Consider the following 23641-nt stretch of genomic DNA (forward strand, 5'->3'; position numbering starts at 1 on the left):
GCGGCGGCCTTCAGGGGGTGGGCACGTTCGGATTCGGACTGTTCGAAGGCTGGACGCTGTTGTTCACCGTGACAGGAGAGCCGTTGCGAAGCTTGAGCTGGCCGGCGGTCACCACGGTTTCACCCGCCTTCAGGCCCTTGAGGATGGCGACCTGGTCGCCGCGCGTCGGACCGGTCGTGATGAAACGCTGCTCCACCGTCAGTCCGGGCTTGCCGTTCGCGCCCTTGCCATGATCCGTCACGATGAACACGGTGGCGCCATAGGGGTTGTAGGTGATGGCGGCGTTGGGCAGGGTGACGTATTGCACAGGCTCGCCCTGGCCGATGCGCACCGTGGCAAACGCGCCCGGCAGCAAGGTATTGCGGGGATTGGGCACGCGGGCGCGCACCTTGAGATTGCGCGTGGCGGTGTCGATCTGCGGCTCGATCGCGGTCACGATGCCATGGAAGCTCTGGCCTGGCACCGCGCTGGTCTCGATCTGGGCCTTCATGCCCACGCGGACCAGATCGATCTGGCTTTGCGGCACGCTGAAATCGACTTCCATCGGGTCGAGTTTCTGCAGCGTGACCACGGCCGTACCCGGCGCCAGATACTGGCCCAGGTTCACCTGGCGGATACCGAGCTGGCCGGGAAACGGCGCGCTGATCGTCTTCTGTGCGATCAACGCTTTTTGTGCCGCCACCTGGGCTTGTGCACTCTTGAGTGTGGCCTTGTCGGTATCCACCACCGACTGGCTGATGGCCTGCACCGCAAGCTGGGCCTCGTCGCGCTTGAGCGTGGTCGCGGCCAGCGCCGCCGCCGCTTCGAACTGGGCCAGCTGCGCTTTCAACGGGGCGGGATTGAGCTCAACCAGCGTCTGGCCGACGCGTACCTTCTGGCCCGAATCGAAATGGATGGCCGTGACCTGTCCGCTGACCTCGGCACTCAGGGCCGCCTGCTGACTCGCGCTGAAACTGCCCAATGCCTCGACGGTCGGCTGCCAGGTGCTCGTCTGCGCGACCGTCGTCGAAACCGTCTGCGGCGGGTTGGCCTGGCCCTTGATCGCCTTGCCGATCATGGTGTTCTTGAAACCCTGGAACGCCACCACGCCGCCCACGATCACACCGGCGAGAATGAGCATGATGATCATGCGCTTGGTTGTACCTGGGGTCATCGCGTGCTCCGTTGTGCGGTTTGCCTGAGAGGAATCGAGTTGCAGGTGGCCGGCCGTCAAGGGACCGTGGCAGAGGTCACGGCAGGCGTCGCCGCTCCCGCCGCCTTGGGCGTGTCGAGCACCCCGCCCCCCATGGCCTGGTACAAGGCCGCGCTGTCGGCCAGGCGGGCGGCCTGCGCCGCGATCAGGCCGATGCGGGTCTGCTGCGCCTGCTGCTGGGCCGTGAGGAGCTGCAGGTAGCTCGCCGCACCCAGGTGATATTGCTGCCGTACCAGATCGAGCGACGCCTGCGCCGAGGTGTCGGCCGCAGCCTGTGCCTGCAGGGCCTGGGCATCGTTGTCCAGCTGGCGCAAGGTGTCGGCCACATTGCGCAACGCCTCCAGCACGGTCTGCTGATAGTTGGCACCCGCCGCCTGCAAACTGGCTTCGGCGGCGTTCGCACCGGCTTTCAGGCCGGCGTTGAACAGCGGCTGGGCGAGTTGCCCGGCCAGGGTCCAGATCATCGACCCGGGACCGAACAGTGCGCCCGTGGTCAGGGCTTGCGTGCCCAGGCTGGCGCTGAGATCGATCTGCGGATAGAGGTTGGCCACGGCCACGCCGTACTGGGCCGTGGCCGCATGCAGCAAGGCGGTGGACGCCTGGATGTCGGGCCGCTGGCGCACCAGATCCGACGGCACCACCACCGGCAAGCGTTCGGGCAGGGTGAAATCGGTCAGGGTGAAACGCGGCATGTCGGCCGCGCCCGGCGCCCGGGCCGTCAGCACGGCCAGCAGATGGTCGGCCTGCTCCAATTTGTTGTGCAGGGGTGGCAGGCTGGCGCGGGTCTGCTCCACCTGGGTTTGCAGGGCCAGTACATCCGTCCTGGCGGTCGCACCGAGTGCGAAGCGCTTGCGGGCAATGTCGAGCTGGTCTTGTTGGGCCTGCAGGATGGCTTCGGTCGCCGCGATCTGCTCGCCCAGCTGGGCCTGTGCAAAGGCCGTGGTCACGATGTTGCCCGCCAGGGCCAGGCGCGCGCCCGCCAGCTGGTAGGCCTGGTAGTCGGCCTGCGCCGCCAGCGCTTCGAGCGCACGGCGGTTGCCGCCGAACAAGTCGAGGTTGTAGTTGACGGCGACCCCGGCGTTATACAGGTTGTAGAGCGTCTGCTGGTTGCCGCTCTCGCCGCGGCCTGCTGCGTTGGCCTGGTTACGACTGGCGCCGAGCTTGGCATTGACGGTCGGATACAAGGTGGAACCGGCCTGTGCCGCATGAAGTTGCTGAGCCTGGCGCAGCGTGGCCTCGGCTGCAGCCAGGGTGAAATTGTCATGCAGCGCCTGCTTCACCAGATCGTCGAGTCGGGGCGAGCCGAAAGCCGTCCACCACTCGGGCGCCACGGCATCGTTCATCACGACGTTCGGCGGCGGCGCCTCCCGCGTGTAGCGGGTAACCGTGGGGGCATCCGGCGTCCTGAAATCGGGACCAACCGTCGTACAGCCCGCCACCATCGCGGTAGCGGCCAGCCACCCGACATAGCGCTGCGGCAACAGGTTGAAAGTCGGCATCGATCGTACCCGGTAGATTGACTTGGCCGGCCTGGACCGCGAATCCTTCATCATCGCTCGATGAAAGACGCCACCAGGAATGGCTGATGGAGCGATACGTGCAGGATTTGGTTCAATGTATCTAATGTATCTACAGTCGCCGCGAATTCCCTCATTGTTGCGAAGCGGCTGCCAATGCGTCGCTGACGATGGCCTGGGCCTCGACCTGGATGCGATGCAGATGATCCGCGCCAAGGAAGCTTTCGGCATAGATCTTGTAGATGTCTTCAGTGCCGGAAGGACGCGCCGCGAACCACCCGTTCTCGGCAATCACCTTGAGGCCACCGATCGACGCGCCGTTGCCCGGCGCCTGGGTGAGGATGGTCTGGATGGTCTCGCCGGCCAGTTCGGCAGATTGCACCTGCCGCGGCGAGAGTTGGGCAAGCTTCTGCTTCTGCGCCGGCGTCGCCGGCGCCTCGATCCGATCGTAGACCGGCTCGCCGAACTCGCGCGTCAGTTCACGGTAGAGTTCGCCGGGGTCGCGCCCCATGCGGGCGGTGATCTCCGCCGACAGCAGGGCCGGCACCATGCCGTCCTTGTCCGTTGTCCAGACGCTGCCGTCCCGCCGGACGAACGAGGCGCCTGCGCTCTCCTCACCGCCGAAACCCAGCGAGCCGTCATACAGACCTTCCACAAACCATTTGAAACCGACCGGCACTTCGACCAGCGTGCGGCCGAGCCTCGCGGCGACGCGATCGATCATCTGGCTGCTGACGACGGTCTTGCCGACTGCCGCCTCCCTGCGCCACTGCGGCCGGTGCTGGAACAGGTAGTCAATGGCTACCGCCAGATAATGATTGGGCGGCAGCAGACCCGCGTGACGGGTGACGATTCCGTGCCGGTCATGATCGGTGTCGCAGGCAAAGGCAATGTCGAAGCGATCCTTCAGGCCGATCAGGCTCTGCATGGCATAGGACGAGGATGGATCCATGCGTATGCGGCCGTCCCAGTCGACGGTCATGAAGCGGAAGGTCGGGTCGACGGCGTCGTTCACGATCGCGAGGTTCAATCCATAGCGCTCGGCGATCGGACCCCAGTAATGCACGCCGGCTCCACCCAGCGGATCCACGCCCAGGCTGATGCCCGCGCCACGGATCGCCTCCATGTCGAGCACGCTGCCAAGATCGCCGACATAGGCCGTGACAAAATCATGTCGATGCGTGGTCGCCGCGCGCCGGGCCTGCTCGAGCGGGATTCGTTTCACACCCTTCAGGCCGCTTTCCAGCAGCGCATTGGCACGGGCTTCCATCCATCCCGTGACATCCTTGTCTGCCGGCCCGCCGTTGGGCGGGTTGTACTTGAAGCCGCCGCTGTCGGGCGGGTTATGTGAAGGCGTGATGACGATCCCGTCCGCCAGCCCTTTGACGCGGCCGCGGTTGTAGGTGAGGATCGCGTGGGAAATCACCGGGGTGGGCGTGTAGTCGTCCTTGTCCGCGAGCATGACCTCCACGCCATTGGCCGCCAGCACTTCGAGCGCACTGGCAAACGCCGGCTCCGACAACGCGTGCGTATCGATGCCCAGGAACAGCGGTCCGTCGATATGCTGCTGCATGCGGTAATCGCAAATGGCCTGGCTGATGGCCAGCACATGCCATTCGTTGAAACTGTTCTCGAATGCGGAGCCCCGATGCCCCGAGGTGCCGAATGCGACCCGTTGCGCGGGTACCGAAGGGTCGGGCCGGTTGCCGTAATAGGCCGTGACGAGTCTGGGTACGTTGACCAGCATGGCGGGCTGGGCGGGCTTCCCTGCAAGTGGGCTTGTTTCCATTGCTTACCTCTTGTACGACGCACGAAATCGTCCAGGCTTTCCTGGGCACGCTCGAGCCGCGCGGCCATCCCGTTCAGGAATCGGCCAGCCGGCCCGCTTTGTCGCAGCGTCCTCGTGGACATGCCGAAAACCCGGTCGCCCCATTGTGCCACGCATCGCATCCTTCACGTCCGGATCGGCCGAAGCGCCCGTGTCTCGCTGCCATTGCAGACAGTCCCCCGTCGTCCAAAGTTCAAGGCGCCTGGATTTTTCGGCGCATCGAAGCGAAACGATTCGTCGCATGTACGAGATGGGGCAAACCATCTGCTATATATCGATATAGCCAGCGCGATCATGCATTCATGATCCGTCTGCATCCGACAGGAAACGCCATGACACACAATCCCCTCGATATCGCCAGCCGCGTCAGTCCCGCTTTGTCGGCGTTGCTCAACAGCCGGGTCAATAACCCGGAATGCGAACAGCCGGTGACGCTCAAGGCCGTACGCCGTTTTCTGGCCGACCTGCTGCCCGCCGACTTCAAGGAAGCCGAACGGCTGCATCGCATCGACGTGAACGAATCGCTGCTCGACGAACTGGATACCCTGATCGAAGAATTCGGGGCGACCGCGCTTGCCGTGGATTTCATCCAGACCAGCGCCAGCGAACCGCTCTCACGCGCGATCGAGACGGTCGTGAACGACGAGAACCGGGAAAACCCACCTACGCTGGCGGCTGTCCGCAATGCCATCCTGTCCGGTCTGGGCGCCCGGCTCGTGGGAGACGGCGTGCTGGAAGACGACGAGGGCGAAACATTGTTATCGGAGATCGAAGCGCTGATCGAGCAATTTGGCACCGATACGCTTGCCGAGGACTTCCTTCGCTATGAGTAGCGGCGCATCCGGAATCCGGGAGACACCCGCATGCTGAAAAACCGGCGCGCCCGGCGTGGCGTGGCGATATCCCTGGTGATAGTTGGCGGCCTGCTGATGGCCTTGGCGCCTGAAATATGGCAGGGGTTGTTCGTCCTTGCACTGGGCGTCGGCATCGAACTGGCGGGAATTGCCTTGGAGCGCAAAGCCTAGCCGGCCGGAAACGATCCCGCCCTTGTATGGCGAATGGAATGACGGTATCCCAGCCGTCTCGATCGGCTTTCGTTTCATTGCAGCACGACGCGCACACGGCCTCGCGCCGGGAGCGTGAACCGGCCGGCCTTGCCGATCGTGCGGCAGACCGGTCGCGTGCGCGTGCTGCCGCCCCCTGCCGAAAAATCAATATCTTGTCCGTTGAATGGAGGGGCCTTCATGCCCCGTCAAGGCGGAACAAGCTCGCCGCCTGGAATCCATCTGCTTGAATCGGAACCCGGCCCTCGCGCCATCCGACCTTGATCGCCGTCCAATTCACGGGGGTCACCCACTCATGTGTTGACGGCATATTTATCCGGCTACAATTCGGCCATGAGCCCCCATCGTGGATACCGGGTTGTTGTCCCCTTCACCCTGCGTACGGCGCTGGGGCATTCTCTGACCGCCAGACCATGAAGGCGCTTTCCATTTCGAGGCGCCTGCTGCTGAGCTACCTGCTGGTCGCCGTGCTGCCGCTGACAGGACTGGCTGCGTTCTATCTGGCCTCGTTCGAAGCGTCGCTCCATGAGAGCGTGCTGGCGAACATGGTCACCATCTCGGACAAAAAAGCCGATCAGATCGATCGCTACATGCTGGAGCGGCGAGCGGACGCCCGCTTGCTCAGCCAGAGAAACCTGATCCGTCATGGACTGGCCCAGCTGGAGCGGGCTTACCATACGGGTGGGCTGAACGCCCCTCTCTACCTGGCTGCTTCACGCCCGCTGCAAAACGACCTGAGCATTTCCTACGAGGCCGGCAATTTCCACGATTTCCTGCTGATGGACACGGCCGGCAACGTGATTTTTTCCCTGCTGCACGAGCCTGACCTCGGCACCAATCTCCTGTCCGGCACATACCGCAACACGCCGCTGGCAAGAAGTTTCAACCTGACCCTGCAAAGCCTGCAAACCCGCCTCTCGGAATTCGCACCGTATGCGCCTTCCGGGAATCGGCCGACTGCCTTCTTGACCACGCCCGTGCTGGACAGGGACAAACTCATCGGCGTGCTGGCCCTGCGGCTGGATGTAAACAAGCTGGGATCGGTCACGGCCGATCGCACCGGCCTCGGTCGCACGGGCGAAACGGTTCTGGCACAACGCGATGGCAACGAGGCTTTTTACACCGGACCGCTCCGTCATATCCCGGACGCGGCCTATCGCTACCGGGTGCCGCTCGAGGCCGCCGCGCTGCCGATGCAGAAGGCGCTGGCCGGCGACCATGGCAATGGGTTCGTACGCGACTACGCCGGGGTCGACAGCGTGGCGGCATGGCGCTACCTCCCCGAGTTGAGGTGGGGGATGGTGGTGAAAATGGACAGCGCGGAAGCGCTGGCGCCCGCCGCGCATCTGCGCCATGTCACCTATGTCGCGCTGGTCCTGTTCCTGCTCCTCTCAGGCGGCGCGGCCTATCTGCTGGGACGTGGTCTGTCGCGTCCCATCCGGAACCTCACCCGGGTGGCCGACAGCATCGCAGCCGGCGATCTGTCGCAGCGCGCCCCGCAGGATGGTCCCGACGAACTGGGCCGTCTGGCCCAGGCCTTCAATCATATGACGGATGCGCTGGAAAACATCCACCATACGCTGGAAGCCCAGGTGGAAGCGCGCTCGCACGAGCTGCGCAAGCTCTCTCTACTGCAGGGTGCCATTCTCGATAAGGCCGGAGCACTGGTGGTGGTGCTCGACCGCGAAGGCCGCATCCGCCGCTTCAATCGCGCCTGCGAAGAACTGTCCGGCTACGCGTTCGCAGAAGTCGAGGGACGGTTCGTCTGGGATTTTCTGCTACCGCCAGATGAGCGCGAGCGTGTGCACCAGGAGGCGTTCGACGCGCTCGTTCGCAATCCCGAATCCTTGAGAGGCTCGCACACCAACCACTGGATCACCCGGGACGGGACGCGGCGCCTGATCGAATGGTCGAATTCCGTATTGTCGGACGAACAAGGCGAGATGGAGTTTATGGTGAGCATCGGCACCGACGTGACGGAGAAACAGCTGGCCCAGGCCGCCCTCAAGGAAAGCGAGATGCGCCTGAACGAAGCACAGCGCATTGCCCAGGTCGGCAGCTGGGAGTTCGATGTGGCCAGCAATACGCTGGCCTGGTCGGACGAGACCTTCCGCCTTTTCGAAGTTGACCGGGACGCCTTCGGCGCATCGTACGAGGCATTCATGGACGCGGTGCATCCCGAGGACCGCGAGCGGGTCGGCCAGGCCTACCTCGACTCCTTGACGAACCGCAAGCCGTACGAGATCAGTCATCGGATCTGCATGCCGGACGGCCGCATCAAATGGGTGAACGAATGCTGCGAAATGCATTTCGACGCCGAAGGCAACGCCGTCCGTTCCACGGGCACCGTACAGGACATCACCCGGCGCAAGCAGGCGGAAGAAGCGTTACGGCTCTACGCCAACGTGTTCGAGCACAGCGGCGAAGCCATCCTCATCAGCGACAGCCACAACCGCATCCTGGCGGTGAATCCGGCCTTCACCCGCCTGACGGGCTACGCCATCGACGACATCCGGGGCGAGCACCCGCAGATCCTGACGGCCGGGCAGACACTCGACGACACCCATCAGGCGATGGCAGCCGCCCTCGAACAAGTGGGCTACTGGCAGGGCGAGGTGCTGGACCGGCGGAAAGACGGCTCGCTCTATCCGAAGTGGATGTCGGTCTCGGTCGTGCGCGACCTCGACGGCCACCTTTCCCATTACATCACCAGTTTCACGGACATCACCGCACGCAAACTGGCCGAGGCACAAATCAGCCAGCTGGCCTACCACGACGCCCTTACTGGCCTGGTCAACCGCTTCAGCCTGCAGGGCCAACTCGAACAGGCACTCGCCATGGCCCACCGGGAACAGCGTGCGCTGGCGGTGATCTTCCTGGATCTGGATCGCTTCAAGACCATCAACGACACGCTCGGGCATGCAGTAGGCGATGCGTTGCTCAAGGACGTGGCGCAACGCCTGCGCGACAGCGTGCGCGAGAGCGACATCGTGGCCCGACTCGGCGGCGATGAATTCGTGGTGGTGCTGACCGAAGTGGAAGGCGCCGCGACTGCAGCCCGCGTCGCCGACAAGATCCTGCACACGCTGTCCCAGCCCTATCGTATCGGGAAAGATGCGCTGCATTCCACGCCAAGCATCGGGCTCGCGTTCTACCCGGACGATGGCGAGGATAGCGAAACGCTGATGAAGAACGCCGACACCGCCATGTATCACGCCAAATCGCTGGGGCGCAACAACGTCCAGTTCTTCACTGCCGAGATGAACCAGGCCGCCATGAAGCGGCTGACCATGGACCATGACTTGCGGGTGGCCGTGGAAAACAAGGAGTTCGAACTGCATTACCAGCCCCAGTTCGACAGCTGGAGCGGCCGCATCGTCGGATTCGAGGCACTGGTACGCTGGCGCCACCCGCGCATGGGCCTGGTGCCGCCTGCCGAATTCATTCCCATTGCCGAGGAAACCGGCCTGATCCTGCCGCTGGGCGAATGGGTACTGGACGAAGCCTGCCGCCAGCTCCGCGCATGGCGCGATATCGGCATCGCCGACTTCGGCATGGCCGTGAACCTGTCCGCCCATCAACTGCACTCCGCCATCCTGCTGGCCCATGTCGCAGGGGCCTTGAAAAAACATGGCCTGAAAGGCACCGACCTGGAGCTCGAAATCACCGAATCGGTTGCCATGCACGACCCGGCCGCCAGCATCAGCCAGCTCAAGGCGCTGCGCAACCTGGGCGTGCGCCTGTCGATCGACGATTTCGGCACGGGCTACTCTTCGCTCAGCTATCTCAAGCTGCTGCCGATCCACACCCTGAAACTCGACCAGTCCTTCGTACGCGACATCGAAAGCGACAACAATGACGTCGCCATCTGCACCGCCACCATCGCACTGGCGCACAGCCTCGGCCTGGCCGTGACCGCCGAGGGCGTGGAGACCGAAGCGCAGCGCCATTTGCTGACCTCGCATTTCTGCGATTTCATGCAGGGCTATCTGTTCAGCAAACCGTTGTCCGCCACGGAGGCCCTCGCCTTCATCCAGAAGCGGCAGGCGACCTGAAAGATCCAAGCTTTGCCATCCGCAGGTCGCCAACTAAATGGGATATTGCTATCCTTTAAATAAGCGCTACGTTGATTCAATCCACATATGCAGGAGGTCAGATGTCCGTACTCAGCCCAACCCAACTCGATCAGCTCGCCCGGAAACTGAAAGAGGACTACCAGGCACTCGTGCGCGAAGTACGCGAGGAATTGGAGAATTCGGGCAACCAGCATCGCATCGACCTGCTCAACCGCGAGCCGGGCGACAGCGGCGACGAATCGCTGGCCAATGCGCTGGCGGATTTCAACCTGGCCCTACTCGATCGCCATATCGACGGGATGCGGGATATCGAGGCCGCCCTGCAGCGCATCCGGAATGGCGAATACGGCGTCTGCATCGACTGCGGGGATGCGGTCACGTTTCCCCGGCTGATGGCCTATCCGACCGCGAAGCGTTGCATCGTCTGCCAGGAACAACGCGAAAAACTCTACGCCCAGGAAGGCCGCCCGAAAATGTAAACGAAGACAGGACAAGCCTGTCTCCATCCCCCCCCCAACGGAGTCATCATGAAAACCCCGCTTCAAATCACCTTCCGCGACATGCCCCCCTCCGACGCACTCGAGACGCACATCCGCGAGAAGGCCCAGAAACTCGAACAGCTTTTCGCCGACATCGTCAGTTGCCGCGTCGTGGTCGAACAGCCTGCAAAACATCAGCAACAGAGCAAGCCGTTCAACATCCACATCGACCTGGGCGTGCCCGGGAAGGAAATCGTGGTGGACAGGCAGGAGAACGAGGATGCCTACATTGCCCTGCGCGACGCTTTCGACGCCGCCAAGCGGCAACTGGAAGACTACGCGCGGCAGTTGTGAGTCGCGCCGTCCGGACGCGCAGACATGAATGATTCCTCTGGATCGATGCAGGAATTGGCCGAACTGATCCGGAGCCTGCGCGACCCGGCCTGCTACGACCACCCCGCCGGCCCGGTGCAGGTGATCGAAACGCATATCTCCTACGTTCTGCTCACGGGCGCGTTCGCCTACAAGATCAAGAAGCCGCTGGATCTCGGCTTCCTCGATTTCAGCAGCCTCGCTAAGCGCCTGCACGCCTGCTGCGACGAAGTTCAGCTCAACCGGCGGCTCGCGCCTGATATCTATCTCGACGTCGTCCCCATCACCGGCACACCGGCCGCCCCGCGCCTCAACGGCAGCGGCGAGACGTTCGAATATGCGGTGAAGATGCGCCAGTTCCCGCCCGATGCCACGCTCGACCGGCTCGATGCGGCGGGCGGAATGACCGCGCAACACATCGAAGCGATCGCCGCCGCCCTCGCCCGCTTCCATGTGGAAGGCTGCGCGCGTGCCGGACAAGACACCCCATGGGGCAGTCCAGACGCCATCTGGGACCCGGTGGCCCAGAACTTCGTCCGGATTGCGACGCATCTCGACGACCCGGCCGACCGCGCGCAACTCGACGCCCTGAGGCACTGGAGCGAAACCGAGCATACCCGGCTCACCCCGTTGATGGCGGCCCGCAAGACCGACGGCTTCGTGCGCGAATGCCACGGCGATCTCCATCTGGGCAACCTCGCCTGGGTCGACGGCCGGCTGCTCGTGTTCGACTGCATCGAATTCAACCCCGAACTGCGCTGGATCGACATCCAGTCGGAAGTCGCGTTCTGCTACATGGACCTGCTGCAGCGCGGCCATGCCGAATGGGCCTGGCTGTTCCTCAATACCTGGCTGGAACGGACCGGCGACTATGCCGGTCTCGCCCTGTTGCGCTATTACGCCGTCTATCGTGCACTCGTGCGCGCCAAGATTGCCGCCATCCGCACCGCCCAGACCGCCGGCCCCGAACGCGATGCTGCGTTCGCCAAGATGCGCACGCTATTGCATCTGGCCACGACGCTGACGCGCTCCCTGCCCGTCCGGCTCGATATCACGCACGGCCTGTCGGGATCGGGCAAGACCACCGTCACCCGCAAACTGATGCAGGCCCCGGGCGCGATCCGCCTGCGCTCCGACGTCGAACGCAAACGCCTCGCCGGGCTCGACGCCCTGGCCCGCAGCGGCTCGGGCATCGGGCAGCAGCTTTATGGCACCGATGCCACCCAACGCACCTACGCATATCTCGCCCGCCTTTCCGGCGCCCTCCTGGATGCCGGCTGGCCCGTCATCGTCGACGCCACCTTCATTGCCCGCTGGCAGCGCGACCTGCTGCGCGAGACGGCGCAATCACGCGGCGTCGAATTCCATATTCTCGATTTTCCGGTGCCCGTCGCCACCCTGCGCGAGCGCATCGTCCAGCGTGCCCGCACGGGCGGCGATGCGTCGGAGGCGGATCTGTCCGTGCTGCAACATCAGCTCGACACCCAGGAGCCGCTGGGGTCGGACGAGCAGGCGCAGACCCTCGATCACACATTGCAATAGTGTCGCGCTTGACAGCGCCCGAAACGCTCGAATAAAGTCCGGCCCATATCACGGCCCGCGCAATGCACGCGAGCCGGCCCTGCGGAAGAACAAACACAACAATTCAAAGCGAGACCCGAAGGGGAGGGGGAACCATGTCGAATGGGATGCGTTCGTGCGTGCAAGGCGCACGTGAGGTCGATCAATCGGTAAATCATTCGGCTGAGAAAAGATGGTGTCTGACCCCATTTTGGACTTTTCTTGTTCTTGTTTTCTTTTCTGGAACCACTTATGCGATTTGCGAAAATCCAGGTGACGGTTACAAAAGTTGCACTTTTGACAACCATACTGGTTCCCCTGCCTTAATCCGTTCGATGGTGGAGTCCGGCTCTCATGAGCAGTACCCAAATGACACTTTTTGCTGGGACAACGTACCGCCCGGTAACGAATTCAGGTATGGCTCTACGGCGTCTCCAAATTGCAGTGGATGGGGTCGGATGTACTGTTACGACTATGATGCATCGTTATGTAAGCCGTCGAAAAACTTGGGCGATGATTCATGCACCAAATCTATGTCTGGAAACCCTATTAACAATGCAAACGGCAATAAGTTACAACGAGAATTTGACTACCAGATTGAGGGTGCGAGCCTTAAGCTATTCAGGCTATACAACAGTCAAAGTTTAGATTCCCTTATATCTGTTGGAAATCTATGGACTCATTCTTATCTAAAAAACATACATCAAATACCAGGACCATATGTTGCAACAACAACTCATTTCAAGGTCAATAGAAACGACGGTAGAGTTTTAATTTTTAGCTTATCAAATGGTGTTTGGGACTATGATCCTGACATCCCCGACCGCCTGACCGAACTCAAAGATATATCTGGAAACCGCATCGGCTGGCGCTACACTGTCGCCGCTGACGACTCCGTCGAGACTTACTCTGCTGCTGGTAAACTCCTCACTATCGCCGACCGCGCCGGCCGCACCCAGACGCTCACCTACGACCTTCCTGCTGCCAGTGGAGGCGACGGCGACCCCGACACCCTCGACACCGTCACCGACGACACCGGCCGTTCCCTGCACTTCAGCTACGATGCCCAGAAGCGTATCGCCACCGTCACCGACCCCGCCGGCGGCGTCATCACCTACGCCTACGACGCCCAGAGCAACCTCGCCTCCGTCCAGTATCCCGATGGCCGCAGCAAGACATACCACTACAACGAACCCGAGAACACTGCTGGCGCCAATCTCCCCCACGCCCTGACCGGCATCACCGACGAGAACGGCGAGCGCTACGCCACGTATCAATACAGCGCCGACGGCAGAGCCATTTCCACCGGCCACGCCAACGGCGCCGATCTCAACACCTTGACTTACAACACCGACGGCAGCACCACCGTCACCGACCCTCTTGGCACCCAGCGCACCCACAACTTCACCACCATCCTCGGCGTCGTCAAGAGCACCGGCGTCTCCCAGCCCGGCGGCTCCGGCTGCGGCGCTGCGTCCTCCGCCATCACCTACGACGCCAACGGCAACATCGCTTCCCGCGCCGACTTCAACGGTCATAAGACCTGCTACGCCTACGACCTCACCCACAACCTCGAAACCGCCCGCGTCGAAGGCCTGGCCTCCGGCGCCAGCTGCCCGAGCGACCCTGCCACCTACACCCCCGCGCCCAACAGCGCCGAACGCAAGATCCTCACCCAGTGGGATACCCGCTTCCGCCTGCCGACCAAGGTGACCGAAGCCGGCCGCGAAACCACCACCGTCTACGACAGCCACGGCAACGTCACCAGCCGCAGCATCAAGGACCTCGCCAGCGGCCAGACCCGTACCTGGAGTACGGTTTACGCCTACCATCCCACCGTCCCCGGCGTGCTGATGCAGAAGATCGACAACGGCCCCAGACTGGATGTGGCCGACATCACCACCACCGACTACTACGCCCCCGACGAGAACTGCGTCGGCGACCCCCTGGGCTGCCGTGGCCAGGTCAAACAGATCACCAACGCCCTCGGCCACGTCACGACGTATAACGAATACGACGCCAACGGCCGTGTCCTCCGGACCACCGATCCCAACGGCATTCTTGTGACTACCTTCAGCTATAGCCTGCGCGGCTGGCTCCTCTCCCGTACCGTCGGCACCGAGACCACGAGTTTCGACTACGACGGTGTCGGCCAGCTCACCAAGCTCACCCGCCCCGACGGCAGCTTCGTCAGCTTCGAATACGATCCCGCCCACCGCCTCGTTGCCATCGTCGACCAGGACGGCAACCGCCTCGCCTACACCCTCGACGCAGCAGGCAACCGCATTCATGAGGAAATCACCCGTCCCGGCGACAGCAACGTCTACTACGCCCACAGCCGCACCTTCGATGCTTTAGGCCGCCTGTGGCAGGACATCGGCGCCTACAACCAGACCATCACCTACCAGTACGACGCCCAGGGCAACATGAAGCAAGTCGACGGCGCCCGCAGCGACGTCGCCGACGTCACCACCCACAGCTACGACGCCCTCGACCGCCTGACCCAGACGCTCAACGCCGATGGCGGCGTCATCCAGGTCAAGACCAACGCCCTCGACCAGACCACCCAGGTCGTCGACCCCGTCAACCAAGCCACCACCCAGACCGTCGACGCCTTCGGCGACGTCACCCAGACCGTCAGTGCTGATACCGGCACCACCAACCGCACTTATGACGAAGCCGGCAACCTCAAGACCGAGACCGACGCCCGGGGTGTCACCGTTACCTATACTTACGACGCGCTGAACCGCTTGACCTTCAAGACAAGCTCTCAGCCAGGTAGTGTCAATCTGGGTTATAAGTACGACTCTTGCCGTAAAGGTAGCCTGTGCTCCACGGCTAAAAACGGCGTCCTTGATCTTTACTTCAGTCTCGATATCCAGGGACGTCCTCAATACCGCTTGCAAAACATACCCACCGCTACCGGCAATGCCAACTTCTTCTATAGCCTTATTGTTTACGATGCTGCAGGCCGGCCCAGCCAGTTGACCTATCCTAACGGTCGTAGCATTAGCTACAGCTACGACACTCAGGGCCGCGTCAGCCAGGTGTCCACCCAGCCATACAACAGCACACCGGTCACGGTTTTGGCCAGCAACTTCGTCTACGGCTATCCGTTTGCTGGCCCGCAAAGCTTCAGCTACGGCGACGGCACCGGGTCCTACCAGAGCCGCGACCAGGACTATCGTCCCTGGGCCAGGGCTGATGGTCCTTACATAAAACTCTTCAGCTACGACCCAAGTAGCAATATCGCAAATCTATTCGACTTCAATAGCAATACCTCGCTCACCTATGCTTACGACGCCACAGGCCGTCTCGTCTCCGCCCTCGACAGCGCCAGCAACGGCTTCGGCAGCCTCGCCTGGGCTTACGACCTGAACGGCAACCGCCAGAGCGAGACCCGCAACGCCGGCACCATGCCCTACGCCTACAGCCCGCCCAACTGGCTGGTCCAGAAAGGCAGCGAAACCCGCCCACGTACGGCCAACGGCAACACCCTGAGCACGAGCACTGCTAGCTTCACCTACGACGGCTTCAACCGGCTTGCCACCAGCCAGACCGCCGCGGAGACCACCACCTACACCTACAACGCCCTCGGTCAGCGCATCAAGAAGATCAACCAGAACGGTCTGGCCACCAGCTTCCACTACGGACCCGATGGCGAACTGTTGTACGAGCAGGACCAGGCCGGCAATACCAAAGTGTATGTCTGGCTAGACGGTCGGCCGCTGGCCCGGATCGACAACGATGCGCAGATCTACTACTACCATGTCGATCATCTGGGGACGCCGCAGGCGATGACGAACAGCGCGGGAACGGTCGTGTGGAAGGCGAACTATGAGCCGTTCGGCAAGGCGATGGTGACGGTCAGTACCGTGGAGAACAACCTGCGGTTGCCGGGGCAGTACTATGACCGCGAGACGGGGCTGCATTACAACTACTTCAGGGATTACGATCCGACCACAGGGCGTTACCCACAGGCTGATCCTATCGGCCTCGCCGGCGGCCTCAACGTTTACGAATATGCCCGCTCAAATCCGCTGACCTATACCGATCCGCTGGGGTTGAAGTCATGGGACTGGGACGGATGGGGTGATACATCGGTTTGCAGTTACTACGACAAGATGTATGCGAAAACCCAATGCGATTACTACCAAACTGCTGGAGATATTTGTCGTGGGACAAGGGGGGACGTAAACCTTCTTACGCGGCTTGGAATTAGCCAAGCATGGTCAAGCGGCACCACCACGAAATCACAATCGCAAATTGCCAATGGGATACGGAATAGCCTGATTGGCTATGACCGGGCAATGCATTCGCTCAACGATTCTGGCAGTGCGTGCGGTTGCCCGAGAGGCGACTTCATTGACCTCTACCACGACATGGCATTCCGGGAAAACGGGATTTCGCCGCTCTTTTACGGTGGGAATCTCTGGCCGCAAGGCGTCGCGCCCAACCCCGTGCCTTACGATCCTAGGTGAGGCAATCATGGTTAGACTGATTTCAACTGTACTTGCCTTATTGTTCGTTGCGCTTTTTATTGCAGTTGCTTACCTTGCATTCCATAGCGCTCCACCAGGTGAAACATGGCAATCGCTCGGCGTAGTGGCCTTTGTTCGGCACGTGATTCTTGTCTCTGGATTGCTGCCATTGCTAGTGGTTTGCACATACCTGGTGGTGGGCAACACCCCCAAACACATTGCATATGCCGTGGCGCTATCACCGCTGCTTCTGATTGTGCACGCTGTGGTTTTTGCATTCTCTGCGCATACCGATGGCTTTAGCTATTGGGCTGTTCAGGCTATCGAGGCGTTTATTGCCATTGCCTTGATTTACGTTGGGGTCTTCAAAGAGAAAACCTCTCCCCACCCGCCTACCGGCGGGTAGCTGCTGATGTGAAAAGGGCCGCTGATCGCGGCCCTTCGTTGTTTGCCTGTTTACCCGATGGCCTGCGCGAGTGCCTCTCGCAGCGTGCGCAGGTCAGTGGTCGAGAGCGCCCCCATCGAGCGCAGCACCAGCCCCTGCTCGATGGTCGTGAACACCGGTTTGAACACCGATGGCTTGAGGAGTCCTGCGGCCTGCCAGTCGGCGACTGCCGCCTCGCCGAACCCCGGCGGTATGCGCGCCTGGCTCGTGATCGCCATGATGATGAGATCGCGGCGGTTGGCGTTGTAGCCGCTGCTGGACACCACGACCGCCGGGCGTTTCTTTGTGCCCGACTGGTCGGTGAATGGAAACGGAACCAGCACCACCTCGCCGAAGGAATGCGCCATCGTCACAGCCGGTCGTAAGCCGCGTCTTCGTCGTTGTTCCATACTGCCGTGAAGCTTGCCTCGGCGGCTTTGGCGGCGGCTTGCGTCAGGCGCTGTTCATCCTCGCGCGTGCGCAGAAAGTCGATGAAATCCTCGACTTCCGCCAGCCGCTGCGGCGGCAGTTGTTTGATCTTCTCGATCAGAATCTGTTCGGTTGCGGCCATCGTCGTCTCCTTGGGTCTATTGGCGCCCCTGTTGGGCGAGGGCCAATTCCAGCATTTCCATCACCATGCGCTGCCGTGGCTTGGGCAACTGGCTGATGCGTTCCATGTGCTGCTGCGGCTTCGGCGCCGGTCCGCGCTTCTTCGCCGCGCCGACCGGCTCCCCGATGAGTTCATCCAGGCTAGCGCCGAGCGCCTTGGCGAGCGTGGGCGGCACGGCCACCGGCACACACCGCTGGCCCAGTTCATGAATCAAACGGGCCAGGCTCATAATAAACCATGAACACAAATCCCACCCGTCCCTGACCACGTGCACGCCGCGCCCAACCATCGTCGGTCGACCAGGATGGCAGCCGCCTCGCCCATACAGGCGGTCGATCCGCTCGTGATTGACCTGGGAAACAATGGCCGGACGAGGCCATGGAAAATGCCTCGGCCCGGGAGCCTCCGCCACCGCTGAAAAAAAGGAACTTCTTCAGACCCAATCCCTCTTAAACTGCCGGCAAATTGTCGTCCATTCCGGCCTCCCGCAGCGGGAGGCCCAGTGTTAGCAATACGGGGGAAAACCATGGCCTGTAGCGTTGTCGTCCTTAAAGAAGTCCCGCTGTTTTCCTTGCTCGACGATGAAGAGCTCGCCGTCCTCGCCGGCCAGGTCGAGTTGCGCAGGTTCACGCCGCGCCAGCGGATTTTCAGGATCGGCGATCCGAGCGAACGCGCGTTCATCATGGTCTCGGGTTCCGTCCAGGTCACGACCATCGACGAGGACAACCAGGTCGTGCTTCTCGACATGCCCAGCCATGGTGACGTATTCGGCTTCGCCTCGATGCTGGCGCAGACGCCGCACCAGACCGAGGCCACGGCCGTCGAGGAGACGGAATGCATCGAAGTGGATCTCCATGACATCACCGTTCTCCTGAGAAAGAAGCCGGACGCCGGTCTGGACCTGATGACGGTCATGGGCAAGCAGTTCCATGCCGCGGAACGGCTCGTCCGCCTCCGGGCCGCGCGCAACCCGAACGACGTGATCGAAGAGGCCGAGACGCTGGGCGAACGGGTCGCCGATATCGTGGCATCCTTCGGCGGCTCGTGGACGTTCATCATGGCGTTTGCCGTGGTGCTCGCCGTGTACTCCGCCATCAACGTCGAACTGGGCAGCAAGGCATGGGACCCCTACCCTTTCATCCTGCTCAATCTTTTTCTTTCGATGCTTGCCGCCATACAGGCCCCCATCATCATGATGAGCCAGAACCGCCAGGACAAGAAAGATCGCCTGCGGAGCGAACTCGATTTCGACGTCAACCGCAGGGCGCATGCCGAAATCCAGGGACTCGCCCACAGGATCAACATGCTGCATGACAAGATCGACGATGTCGGGGAACTGGTCCGCACGCCCAAGGCGCCATGACACCGCGGAGGGCTGAATGGGCCCGGACCCCGGGTCCAATCCGTCCCGTTCGGATCAAAGCCTGATGGGGGCTATTTGCAGCCTATTTCCTTGAGGACGATCGGCAACGTCGACGTCCAGAATAATGGCGGAAGGAAGTGGGAGTCGAACCCACCCGGGAGCGACTGACACCCCCAACCGAATTTGAAGTCCGGCCGCACCACCAGGCACGCTTCCCTTCCAATTGAAACCCGTTTCTCCTGTCGATCACTTCAGGCTGCATGATTCATCCTGCCGAACAGATCGACATTGCGCAATCGGTGCGCTTCGCGCACGCGGCGCGTGTAGCCCACCCGGTCGAAGAATTCCAGTACCTGCACCGCACGCTTGCGGCTCAAGCCGCTGCGGTCACGGAATTCGGCGGCACGCGTCTCGCCGTTCACGTGTTCCAGTTCCTGCACCAGGGTCGCCAGTTGCGCCACGCTGTCGGGCAGATAGAACAAATCGCGCACCACTTGGTACAGCTTCCCCTGGCGCGCCTGCTTTTGCAGCAGACGCCGCATCGACGCCTCGTTGCACCCCGCGCGTCGGGCCAGATCGCGCACCCAGGGTGGGTCGATGGCCCCTTCTTCCAGCCAGGGGAGGATGCGCTGATAGAGCGCATCCTCCTCGCAGCTGAGCGCAACGCTGTGCGTCGGCAGGTGCAGCCAGGGTCCGCTGCGCCGCAAAGCGCCCGCCGTCAGCAGTGTGTCCGTCAGCGCGGCGAACGCGGCCACCGGCAGCGCCGGCAGGAACATGCGCCTGGCACGCGTGGCATCGGGCCCCAGCTCGTCGGGGAAACGTTCGTGAAACGCCGCAAGGCCGGCGCGCAGCTTGTCCTGCAAGCTCGTCCAGTGCGCGGCGGAAAACGCCCAGGTGGCGTGACCGTCACGCACCAGCGTGCTATCGATCGGCAGATGCGCAGCCGGGTCCTTGTCGTTCCAGTGGATGGCAAGCCGGTCAAGGTCGAGTCCCCGGAGCGTAAGCAACTGATGCAGCCGCTGCGAGGTGTCGGCGAGATCCAGCGCGGCGAGTTCCGCCAGCCGCTGCGGCGTCTTGCGCTTGCGCGCGGGCGCATCGGGATCGAGCACCTTGCCGCCGCCGATCGTGTGGCGGGCATCGGCGTCGCGCAGGATGAATCGGTCGCCGTGGAGCGCGCCGAGCGGACGGTCCGTGACCAGTTGCGCCAGCGCGCTGCCGCCCGGGGACAGGCGCTCGCCTTCCAGCAGCGCCACGCGCGCCATGACATGCGCCGCACCCAGATGCAGATGGACCGGCGCCCAGTGCGCGAGGGCCGCAGGCGCCTGTGGCGACAGCGTCAACTGCACGTCGAACCGTGCGGTCGGCGCGTGCAGGCGCGGGGCCACGATCCAGTCGCCACGCGCGATCTCGTCCTTGCCCGCGCCGTGAAGATTCAAGGCACAGCGCTGTCCCGCCTGCCCCCATTGCGCCGGGCGGTTCATCACATGCAGGCTGCGCAGGCGAACCGGTCGACCGGATGGCGTCACCATCAGATCGTCACCCACCTGGACGCTACCGGCGAATACGGTGCCGGTGACAATGGTGCCCGCGCCTTTCAAGGTGAAGCTGCGGTCGACCGCCAGCCGGAACCCGCCGTCGGCTGTCGTCGAAGGCATGGTCTGCGCGGCTTCGTGCAGATGCGTGCGCAGGGCATCGATACCCTGCCCGTCCGGTGCGGAAACCGGAAATACCGGTATGCCTGCGAGCGCCGTTTCGGCCAGCAGTTGATGCAGATCGCGCTCGACTTCGGCCAGGCGCCCGGGCTCGACCCGGTCGATCTTGGTCAGCGCCACGACGCCGCGTTCGATGCCGAGCAGGTGCAGGATGTTGAGATGCTCGCGCGTTTGCGGCATCACGCCGTCGTCCGCGGCCACGACTAGCAGAGCAAAGTCGATCCCGGCCGCGCCGGCGAGCATGGTGTGGATGAAACGCTCATGGCCGGGTACGTCGACGAAACCCAGCACCCCGCCGCCGGGCAAGGGCTGGTAGGCGTAACCCAGTTCGATGGAAATCCCGCGCAGCTTCTCGGCGGCGAGCCGATCGGTGTCGACGCCGGTGAGCGCCTGCACCAGCGTCGTCTTGCCATGGTCGATGTGCCCGGCGGTGCCGACGATCATGATGGATTCGTGATTTCCTTTGACGTGATGCGGTAGCTGAAGCTCGACGCGTCCAGGCTGTCCAGCATGCCGTCCGCGGTTTCGGCCTGCGGATACATGAGGAAAGGCAGCGTGACGTCGCGCGAGCCGGGCAGTGGCAGGTCGTGCGCGGTGTTGTAGGCCAGCCAGTTCATCTCCCAGGAACCGAACAGGCGCTTCCTCGCATCGACCACCATGTCGTCGGTGAGGCTGCGGCCGCCGGGCGGTTCCTCCAGCATCACCTTGCGCACGTCGGCGGGGTCGACCGGCACCCAACCGTGTCCGGAGAGCCATACTTCGGCGCGGCAGTGCTGGGCCTTGCTGATGTCGCCGCTCTTGCCCAGGCTCTTGTAGCCGAAGCGCGAGTCCGCCACGCGGATGCCGTAGACATCGCGCGCCGGCAGGCCGGCGGCCCGTGCGAGACCGACGTAGAGGGAATTGAGGTCGGCGCATTTGCCCGTCAGGTCGCCGGTTTCCAGCATGAAACGGATGTCGCCGAGTCCGCAGCCGCGCGTCTTCGGGTTGCGCGCCGTATTGTCCACCACCCATTCGTAGATGGCCCGCGCCTTGTCCTGGTCGGTTTTCGCGCCGCGGGTGATGTCGCGTGCGGTCTTCCTGACGATGCCGTCGGTGGGCAGCAGCTTCGTGGCCCGGGTATAGCGGCGGTGCATCGGAGCAGACAGCGGGGCCGCCTGCCCGGCACGGGCCAGATCGATGGCGCGGTCGCGCGTGGCAAATCGGCTGGTCACTTCCAGTACCGGCTTCTTCTCCGGTGCCCATTCGCCATAGAGCATGTCGACGCCACGCTTCCGGTCGCGCAGCAGTTGCGCGCGGTCGGCATCGCCTTGCCACAGATTGCCCATGGGCCGGATCCAGTCCTGTTCCTGCATGGAGGGAAGCGGCAACCAGACACGGGTTGCACCGTGCGGCTTGAGCACCTCCACCCGGTGCGTCACCTCGAACGTTCGCCAGCCATCCTCTGGCGACGGATCGAATGCCGCCATGGCCTGGCTGGCGGGCCACACCGCGCCCGCGGTTAGTGCCGCGGAGGTCATCAGGAAATCGCGTCGTTGCATGAACAGTCCTTTCTCTCAAGTGATCAGGCGGTCAGCTTCGCGAGCTGGCCGATGAAATCCGCTTCGTCTGCCGCAGACAGGCAACGCACATCCAGCCGCAAGGCGCCGTCGGCGATACGGCCGATCACCGGTACGGGCAGGCCGCGCAGTGCCGCTTCGATCTCATGCAGCATGCCGCTTTTCCGGCTGCGGGGCCGCACGACCAGCGCATGGCTCGGCAGGCGGTCGATCGGTAGCGAGCCGCTACCGATCTGCGACAGGGCCGGTTCGGCAGACACGCTCGCCGGCCAGTGGGCAAGTGCCAGATGCAGGTGCGGCAGCAGCCGTTCAGCCTGCGTCCGGATGTCGTCCGGCGGCCGGGTGAGCACATGCAGGGCCGTGAGCCGGTCGCCCAGACGATCGGGATCGCGATACAGGCGCAGGACCGCCTCGAGCGCCGCCAGCGTCAGCTTGCCGACGCGCAGCGCGCGCTTGAGTGGGTTCTTCTTGATGCGCTGGATCAGCGCGCGGCGCCCCACCAGAATGCCGGCCTGCGGTCCGCCCAGCAGTTTGTCGCCACTGAAACTGACCAGGTCGGCCCCGGCTGCAATCGACTCCTGCGGCGTCGGTTCGTGCGGCAGGCCGAAGCGCGCCAGATCGACGAGCATGCCGCTGCCAAGGTCGATCACGAACGGCAGATCGTGGGCATGCGCAAGCTGCGCAAGCTCTGTCTCCGGCACGCTGGCGGTAAATCCCTGGATGGCATAGTTGCTGGCGTGCACCTTCATCAGCATGGCGCTGCGCGGGCCGATGGCGGCCTCGAAGTCGCGCAGGTGCGTGCGATTGGTGGTGCCCACCTCGACCAGCTTGGCGCCCGCCCGGCCCATGATGTCCGGCACGCGAAAGGCCCCGCCGATTTCCACCAGTTCACCGCGCGAGACGATCACCTGCTTGCGCATGGCAAGCGTGTTGAGCTGCAGGAACACCGCCGCCGCGTTGTTGTTGACCACAGTGGCCGCCTCGGCTCCGGTGAGCTCGCACAGCACGGATTCGACGACGTCGTCGCGGTCGCCGCGCCCACCGGTTTCGAGATCGTATTCCAGCGCGCAGGGATGGCGTGCCACCATCACCAGTGCCTCCACCGCCTCTTCCGGCAGCGGCGCGCGCCCCAGGTTGGTGTGCAGTACCGTGCCGGTGAGATTGAATACCCGTTTCAGGCGGGACGCATTGTGCTGCGACAAATGCACGGCAAGCTGGGCCGTCACCGCAGGCTCGGTGTAATCGACCCCGTCGCCGCTGCGCGCTGCCTGGCGCGCGCGATCGAGCACGCTGCGCACGCCGGCAAGTACCGGCTCGCGGCCGTATTCGGCAATCAGGGGAGAAACGGTTGTCCAGTTGAGGACACGATCGATCGAGGGCGGGCGTGGGGGGGCGCTATGCACGATA

Annotated in this window: 18 protein-coding genes and 1 tRNA gene; 9 read left to right on the plus strand and 10 right to left on the minus strand. The window is 63.2% G+C overall.

The window, feature by feature from the left end; all coding sequences use genetic code 11:
- Positions 1–10: 10 nt before the first annotated feature.
- From ABT23_RS01050 to pgm, 3 genes are all read right to left on the minus strand, one after another.
- The gene (locus ABT23_RS01050) at positions 11–1153 is read right to left on the minus strand and encodes an efflux RND transporter periplasmic adaptor subunit (RefSeq protein WP_296629887.1); all 1143 of its coding nucleotides are present in this window, start codon (positions 1151–1153) and stop codon (positions 11–13) included.
- A 56-nt stretch (positions 1154–1209) separates the two neighbouring features.
- Positions 1210–2691 (minus strand): efflux transporter outer membrane subunit, encoded by a 1482-nt coding sequence (locus ABT23_RS01055; RefSeq protein ID WP_296629890.1) that lies wholly within the window; start codon positions 2689–2691, stop codon positions 1210–1212.
- A 151-nt stretch (positions 2692–2842) separates the two neighbouring features.
- Positions 2843–4498: a phosphoglucomutase (alpha-D-glucose-1,6-bisphosphate-dependent) gene (gene pgm / locus ABT23_RS01060; RefSeq protein ID WP_296629892.1), complete on the minus strand. Its 1656-nt coding sequence runs from the start codon at positions 4496–4498 to the stop codon at positions 2843–2845.
- A gap of 371 nt (positions 4499–4869) precedes the next feature.
- Here pgm and ABT23_RS01065 point away from each other — a divergent pair, with 371 nt between their 5' ends.
- The 8 genes from ABT23_RS01065 to ABT23_RS01100 all read left to right on the plus strand — a co-directional run bounded on the left by ABT23_RS01065 (position 4870) and on the right by ABT23_RS01100 (position 16975).
- Positions 4870–5370, plus strand: coding sequence for a hypothetical protein (locus tag ABT23_RS01065; RefSeq protein WP_296629894.1), 501 nt, complete (start codon positions 4870–4872; stop codon positions 5368–5370).
- A gap of 30 nt (positions 5371–5400) precedes the next feature.
- Positions 5401–5562: a hypothetical protein gene (locus ABT23_RS01070; protein WP_296629896.1), complete on the plus strand. Its 162-nt coding sequence runs from the start codon at positions 5401–5403 to the stop codon at positions 5560–5562.
- A 452-nt stretch (positions 5563–6014) separates the two neighbouring features.
- Positions 6015–9656 carry an EAL domain-containing protein gene (locus tag ABT23_RS01075; protein WP_296629898.1) on the plus strand — a complete coding sequence of 1214 codons (3642 nt, stop codon included), beginning with the start codon at positions 6015–6017 and terminating at the stop codon, positions 9654–9656.
- Positions 9657–9757: 101 nt separating this feature from the next.
- Positions 9758–10156 (plus strand): TraR/DksA C4-type zinc finger protein, encoded by a 399-nt coding sequence (locus ABT23_RS01080; RefSeq protein ID WP_296629900.1) that lies wholly within the window; start codon positions 9758–9760, stop codon positions 10154–10156.
- Between the two features lie 48 nt (positions 10157–10204).
- Positions 10205–10510, plus strand: coding sequence for an HPF/RaiA family ribosome-associated protein (locus ABT23_RS01085; protein ID WP_296629902.1), 306 nt, complete (start codon positions 10205–10207; stop codon positions 10508–10510).
- Between the two features lie 24 nt (positions 10511–10534).
- Positions 10535–12070 carry a bifunctional aminoglycoside phosphotransferase/ATP-binding protein gene (locus ABT23_RS01090; RefSeq protein ID WP_296629905.1) on the plus strand — a complete coding sequence of 512 codons (1536 nt, stop codon included), beginning with the start codon at positions 10535–10537 and terminating at the stop codon, positions 12068–12070.
- Between the two features lie 551 nt (positions 12071–12621).
- Positions 12622–16569: an RHS repeat-associated core domain-containing protein gene (locus ABT23_RS01095; RefSeq protein ID WP_296629908.1), complete on the plus strand. Its 3948-nt coding sequence runs from the start codon at positions 12622–12624 to the stop codon at positions 16567–16569.
- A gap of 7 nt (positions 16570–16576) precedes the next feature.
- Positions 16577–16975, plus strand: coding sequence for a hypothetical protein (locus ABT23_RS01100; RefSeq protein WP_296629911.1), 399 nt, complete (start codon positions 16577–16579; stop codon positions 16973–16975).
- A gap of 50 nt (positions 16976–17025) precedes the next feature.
- Here the strand turns inward: ABT23_RS01100 and ABT23_RS01105 are convergent, their stop codons facing one another.
- From ABT23_RS01105 to ABT23_RS01115, 3 genes are read right to left on the minus strand one after another with little or no spacing between them, the layout of a single operon-like run.
- Positions 17026–17361 carry a type II toxin-antitoxin system PemK/MazF family toxin gene (locus ABT23_RS01105; RefSeq protein ID WP_296629913.1) on the minus strand — a complete coding sequence of 112 codons (336 nt, stop codon included), beginning with the start codon at positions 17359–17361 and terminating at the stop codon, positions 17026–17028.
- Between the two features lie 2 nt (positions 17362–17363).
- Positions 17364–17564: a DUF2281 domain-containing protein gene (locus tag ABT23_RS01110; RefSeq protein ID WP_296629916.1), complete on the minus strand. Its 201-nt coding sequence runs from the start codon at positions 17562–17564 to the stop codon at positions 17364–17366.
- Between the two features lie 16 nt (positions 17565–17580).
- Complete coding sequence (locus tag ABT23_RS01115) at positions 17581–17832, minus strand: hypothetical protein (protein WP_296629918.1); 252 nt, start codon at positions 17830–17832, stop codon at positions 17581–17583.
- A 297-nt stretch (positions 17833–18129) separates the two neighbouring features.
- Here ABT23_RS01115 and ABT23_RS01120 point away from each other — a divergent pair, with 297 nt between their 5' ends.
- Positions 18130–18966, plus strand: coding sequence for a DUF1003 domain-containing protein (locus ABT23_RS01120; RefSeq protein ID WP_296629921.1), 837 nt, complete (start codon positions 18130–18132; stop codon positions 18964–18966).
- A 125-nt stretch (positions 18967–19091) separates the two neighbouring features.
- On the opposite strand, the gene ABT23_RS01125 is transcribed toward ABT23_RS01120, so the two are convergent.
- The 4 genes from ABT23_RS01125 to selA form a co-directional block, all read right to left on the minus strand.
- Positions 19092–19187, minus strand: a tRNA-Sec gene (locus ABT23_RS01125).
- A 30-nt stretch (positions 19188–19217) separates the two neighbouring features.
- Positions 19218–21122: a selenocysteine-specific translation elongation factor gene (gene selB / locus ABT23_RS01130; RefSeq protein WP_296629923.1), complete on the minus strand. Its 1905-nt coding sequence runs from the start codon at positions 21120–21122 to the stop codon at positions 19218–19220.
- Positions 21119–22216, minus strand: coding sequence for a transglutaminase-like domain-containing protein (locus ABT23_RS01135; RefSeq protein ID WP_296629926.1), 1098 nt, complete (start codon positions 22214–22216; stop codon positions 21119–21121). The genes selB and ABT23_RS01135 overlap by 4 nt, the downstream gene beginning before the upstream one ends.
- Before the next feature lie 23 nt (positions 22217–22239).
- Positions 22240–23637: an L-seryl-tRNA(Sec) selenium transferase gene (gene selA / locus ABT23_RS01140; protein WP_296629929.1), complete on the minus strand. Its 1398-nt coding sequence runs from the start codon at positions 23635–23637 to the stop codon at positions 22240–22242.
- Positions 23638–23641: the final 4 nt, after the last annotated feature.

Source organism: Thiobacillus sp. SCN 63-57 (genome assembly GCF_001725555.1).
GTDB lineage: Bacteria > Pseudomonadota > Gammaproteobacteria > Burkholderiales > Thiobacillaceae > Thiobacillus.

Excerpts from the sequence above, each read along its gene's own strand:
- ABT23_RS01050 (WP_296629887.1), bottom strand. The coding sequence starts at position 1,153 with ATGACCCCAGGTACAACCAAGCGCATGATCATCATGCTCATTCTCGCC.
- ABT23_RS01055 (WP_296629890.1), bottom strand. The coding sequence starts at position 2,691 with ATGCCGACTTTCAACCTGTTGCCGCAGCGCTATGTCGGGTGGCTGGCC.
- pgm (WP_296629892.1), bottom strand. The coding sequence starts at position 4,498 with ATGGAAACAAGCCCACTTGCAGGGAAGCCCGCCCAGCCCGCCATGCTG.
- ABT23_RS01065 (WP_296629894.1), top strand. The coding sequence starts at position 4,870 with ATGACACACAATCCCCTCGATATCGCCAGCCGCGTCAGTCCCGCTTTG.
- ABT23_RS01070 (WP_296629896.1), top strand. The coding sequence starts at position 5,401 with ATGCTGAAAAACCGGCGCGCCCGGCGTGGCGTGGCGATATCCCTGGTG.
- ABT23_RS01075 (WP_296629898.1), top strand. The coding sequence starts at position 6,015 with ATGAAGGCGCTTTCCATTTCGAGGCGCCTGCTGCTGAGCTACCTGCTG.
- ABT23_RS01080 (WP_296629900.1), top strand. The coding sequence starts at position 9,758 with ATGTCCGTACTCAGCCCAACCCAACTCGATCAGCTCGCCCGGAAACTG.
- ABT23_RS01085 (WP_296629902.1), top strand. The coding sequence starts at position 10,205 with ATGAAAACCCCGCTTCAAATCACCTTCCGCGACATGCCCCCCTCCGAC.
- ABT23_RS01090 (WP_296629905.1), top strand. The coding sequence starts at position 10,535 with ATGAATGATTCCTCTGGATCGATGCAGGAATTGGCCGAACTGATCCGG.
- ABT23_RS01095 (WP_296629908.1), top strand. The coding sequence starts at position 12,622 with ATGTCTGGAAACCCTATTAACAATGCAAACGGCAATAAGTTACAACGA.
- ABT23_RS01100 (WP_296629911.1), top strand. The coding sequence starts at position 16,577 with ATGGTTAGACTGATTTCAACTGTACTTGCCTTATTGTTCGTTGCGCTT.
- ABT23_RS01105 (WP_296629913.1), bottom strand. The coding sequence starts at position 17,361 with ATGGCGCATTCCTTCGGCGAGGTGGTGCTGGTTCCGTTTCCATTCACC.
- ABT23_RS01110 (WP_296629916.1), bottom strand. The coding sequence starts at position 17,564 with ATGGCCGCAACCGAACAGATTCTGATCGAGAAGATCAAACAACTGCCG.
- ABT23_RS01115 (WP_296629918.1), bottom strand. The coding sequence starts at position 17,832 with ATGAGCCTGGCCCGTTTGATTCATGAACTGGGCCAGCGGTGTGTGCCG.
- ABT23_RS01120 (WP_296629921.1), top strand. The coding sequence starts at position 18,130 with ATGGCCTGTAGCGTTGTCGTCCTTAAAGAAGTCCCGCTGTTTTCCTTG.
- selB (WP_296629923.1), bottom strand. The coding sequence starts at position 21,122 with ATGATCGTCGGCACCGCCGGGCACATCGACCATGGCAAGACGACGCTG.
- ABT23_RS01135 (WP_296629926.1), bottom strand. The coding sequence starts at position 22,216 with ATGCAACGACGCGATTTCCTGATGACCTCCGCGGCACTAACCGCGGGC.